Below are 3,923 nucleotides of genomic sequence, written 5' to 3'. Positions count from 1 at the left end.
TTTTTGAACAGCAAGTTCTGATTTATCAGTAAATTTAAGGTTAATATTCATTATATCGCTCCTTTAATATCATATTTAACAGTAATCATAGTACTCATATATCTTGATTTACTCTTTCTTAAAATCTAGAATATTATCAATAGATATATAAAACAGGATTAGGTTCCAAAAATTTGATTATTTAATTTATTATCTTCATTAAACGGGTAATTGTTATATTTCTAAACATTAGGGTTAATTTTATCCACCCTTAATACGGTTTATTTCACCGACTAATCAAAATTTTTATATCGCATTTAAAAAATTAATGAACATAAAAACTTTTAGAAAATCCTAAAGGTTTTTATGTTCACTATTAATTTTATTACCCATAGCAATCATTAATTTTTTAGGGTATACACTTAAATATAAAAAATATTATTACTTACAAAATCATGCTTCTGTAATAGAGCTATTATTTACTTGATCGTTTTTAACATATAAAAATTTATTCATAAGTAGTGAAACAATAACTGGCAAAATACCAATAACAAACAAAGTAAACATAAATGTTGTATTAGCAAATAACCAACCAACTAAAAATGAACCTATTCCCATACCACCTATAATTAAAACATCAATAGCTGCAAATACTCTTCCCGAAGCATTGTCAGGAGTCTCTTCCTGAATAATAGTCATAATAGGTGCTTCCGGCAACATAGTAAAAATACCTATAAATAAAACTGCTAAATATGCCACGAAAACATGATTTATTCCACCACAAATAATACAAGCAATAAAAGAACCTAATACGCTTATCCAAATTATAAAAGTAAGATTTTTCTTACCAAAGTGTCCACCTAATAAAGTTCCGATAACACAACCTAATCCATTAATCGCTAAATAATATCCCGTACCTGAACCTTCTTGTCCAGTTATATCAGCAAGATATGGAACAAAAACAAAGACTGATCCAACAACTATATGAATAAAGCATAAAATAATAGAGACAGAAAAAATCTTTTTATTGAATAAAATGAATTTAAATCCCTCTACAATATTATTTAGAGAATCTGAAATTTTAACCTTTTGTTCAGTTTGCAACAATCCATCAAAATTTTGATTGATAGATTTCGGTATAAAACACACTAAAACTAAACAAATTAAATATACTAGAACATTAATTAAAAACGCCCAAAATAAATCGTTTAAACCAACCAATACGCCTCCAATAATAGGAGCTATCATAAGAGAAATTGTACCTAATGAAGTCGTAAGTGTATTCATTGCTAATAATGAATCCTTATCAACTAATTTTTTACCAATTGTCAATCTAATAGGGTAATCTATAGTTCCTACAAACACCTGAATTAAGGAAACTAGAAGAAACACATATAAAGAATTAATTTTTAAGAAAGAAAATATAATAAGCATTGTCATAGATAGTACATTTAAAAGATTTATAAAAATAATTATTTTTTTCCTCGGGAATCTATCAATTATATAACCAGATATGGGTGAAAAAAGTATATATGGAATTTGTCTTGTAAGACCAAATATCGCAACTCCTGTAGTTCCAAATTGCTGATAAATCAAAGCGGTCATTGCAACTACATAATTCCAATTCGCAATACTTGTTAAGAAACCGGAATATAAAAAACTTTGAAAACCGGGAAAATGAAACGTTTGCTTCAAATACTTAAATAAGTTCATAAACTCTCCTTAAGAATAAATTAATAAAAACTCGCTCAATTCTTGTTTAATTTCATCAAAAAAGATTTTCCCTAAATTAGAAAACTCAGCTTCGTTTTCTAAAATCTCCACACCTTTTTCCAATCTCAAAATAAATTCTTTTTCTAAGTTATCCATTGTTATTTTTTCCTCTTCAGATAAAACAACTTCACATTCTTTTATTTTAGAAAATACTTTTAAAACTCTCCATAACACATATGTAGCATGTAACGTACCATTTAACCAACGTTTATCTTCTCTTAAAGGAGAATCTGCTTTTTTAGTTAAATTTTCAATCATTCTTCCAAATGTTTGTTTAACCATTAATGCTTGATGTCCACTTTCATGTATTAAAACATCAACAAAATTCATAGCATTCCAACCTGGTTTATTTTTCAAAAATATTGCCCCAAATGAATATGCTCCAGTAGCCGAAGTAAAATTATCACCATTAGAATCAATCACAACAATCTTTTTTGATAATAATTTTATTTGTTTATAAGCTTCTGGCCAAGCCTTTTCAATAATACTTAAAGCTCTATTAATTAATTCACATTCTTCTGTAGTTGGAACATTCATTTTCAACACAATTTCTCTATTTAAATCTTTTGAATTACTTTCAGATAAAATATCAAGTGAACGACTAACCCAATCATTATCATTTATAGAATTAAACCATGACTTATCTTGTTCTGAGATAGCAAGATTTTCCTTTAAAAGCTCAACATTTTCAGGATCACGATAAATTGACCAAGCCATAGCTGGATGGTATTTTAACTCATCTGAAAAATCTATTTCATGCTTACTTAATAATTCTTTATATGTATCTAAAAGGGCTAATAAAAATTCATTTGCTTCATATTTCAACTTAGATTCCTCTAGAGTAATAGTAAATATGTCTTCTATTCTTTCCATTAATTAAACATCTCCTATCAAATATTAGATTAATAAATTATATAGAACACGATTCACATAATTCATTTTTCAACACATCCTCTGTTCTTACAATATCACCTGTTTTAAAAGTTAAAACTTTATTTTTAGTTAAAGGCTCATATGTACCTGTTAACCAAGAAAACCATTCTAAAAACTGATAATGTGATGATAATGTAATTCCTGAAACAACAGAAGGATACTTTCTTCCTCGTTTCTTTTGCATCCCAATAATTAAATCCTCATAATCATTTTTGTCTAAATTTTGTCTTATATATTCTTCATAGCATGTAAAACAAGCTGTTTCTTCTGGTATAAATAATGGACCAATCTGTTGAGCAAAGCTTCCTATATAAGGAATTTTTAACTTTATACACGCTTCATTTACCCACCTATTCAATATAAATCTTGGTTCATCAGCTTCTACAAAAATAAAATCAAGACCATCAGCAAACGAATAAACATCTTCTAAATTTTCAACATAACTATTAATACATTCCACATTAACATCTCTATTAAATGAATTTATTCTCTTTTTAATAATTTCGGCTTTAAATTCACCAATTTGATTTTCATCATAAAAAATTTGCCTAACTAAATTCGAGGATTCAATTTTATCTCCATCCATTAATTTAAGATAACCAACACCAGTAGCTCCAAGCATCATTGCTAATAAGCTACCTGTTCCTCCCATGCCTATAATCCCAACTTTGGCATTTCTAATTTTTTCAAAAGCTTCCCAGGGATTATTTTTTAAATCCGGAAAATTTTCAAACAAATCAATCAAAGTAAAATACCGATCATATTGTTCATTAGAAAGCCATTCTGGAACCTTTCTTTTATTACATTCAACTACAATTCCATTTTCAGAAAATGTCTCTAATATTTCCTCAATTTCTACTTCTGTTATATCATAATTTTCCAATCTTAATTCATTAACAATTTGCTTTATATTTTTAGTGCCATCACACTTTTCAAGTAAACATTCAAGTATAGATTCTGCTTTTTCAATTCTCATATGACGCCCCATATGACTGTTTAGAAATATATCTCCATTCGACAGTTTTATAGGCTCAATTGACGATGATACTATAGGGAATTCAATTTGTTTTTTCATTATAGTAACCTCTCTAAAATAAAGTATTGAAAATCTATATAATATATAAACTAAATATTATTCATATTTTGAATCAAAAAATTAGTAAAGGGGCCTAATGTAAATAGGCCCAATTACTATTTTGAATTAAGCGCGTGGCTCGCCAAGTGAAGATGTTAATTCT

Annotated in this window: 3 protein-coding genes; all 3 read right to left on the bottom strand. The window is 27.5% G+C overall.

Annotated elements, in window-relative coordinates; translation table 11 throughout:
- Positions 1–432: 432 nt before the first annotated feature.
- Genes GFJ36_RS12575 through GFJ36_RS12565 form a run of 3 tightly spaced genes read right to left on the bottom strand, consistent with a single transcriptional unit; the run spans position 433 to position 3,760 of the window.
- Positions 433–1,692 carry an MFS transporter gene (locus GFJ36_RS12575; protein WP_097891355.1) on the bottom strand — a complete coding sequence of 420 codons (1,260 nt, stop codon included), beginning with the start codon at positions 1,690–1,692 and terminating at the stop codon, positions 433–435.
- 9 nt (positions 1,693–1,701) lie between these two features.
- The gene (locus GFJ36_RS12570; RefSeq protein ID WP_098649499.1) at positions 1,702–2,625 is read right to left on the bottom strand and encodes an aKG-HExxH-type peptide beta-hydroxylase; all 924 of its coding nucleotides are present in this window, start codon (positions 2,623–2,625) and stop codon (positions 1,702–1,704) included.
- Positions 2,626–2,662: 37 nt separating this feature from the next.
- Complete coding sequence (locus GFJ36_RS12565) at positions 2,663–3,760, bottom strand: ThiF family adenylyltransferase (protein ID WP_071680185.1); 1,098 nt, start codon at positions 3,758–3,760, stop codon at positions 2,663–2,665.
- Positions 3,761–3,923: the final 163 nt, after the last annotated feature.

The sequence above is a fragment of the Bacillus sp. EE-W1 genome, assembly GCF_009760835.1.
Taxonomy (GTDB): domain Bacteria; phylum Bacillota; class Bacilli; order Bacillales; family Bacillaceae_G; genus Bacillus_A; species Bacillus_A wiedmannii.
The sequence above is the reverse complement of the archived record's forward strand: the minus strand, read 5'-3'. Positions and strand labels throughout refer to the sequence as shown.

Excerpts from the sequence above, each read along its gene's own strand:
- GFJ36_RS12575 (WP_097891355.1), bottom strand. The coding sequence starts at position 1,692 with ATGAACTTATTTAAGTATTTGAAGCAAACGTTTCATTTTCCCGGTTTT.
- GFJ36_RS12570 (WP_098649499.1), bottom strand. The coding sequence starts at position 2,625 with ATGGAAAGAATAGAAGACATATTTACTATTACTCTAGAGGAATCTAAG.
- GFJ36_RS12565 (WP_071680185.1), bottom strand. The coding sequence starts at position 3,760 with ATGAAAAAACAAATTGAATTCCCTATAGTATCATCGTCAATTGAGCCT.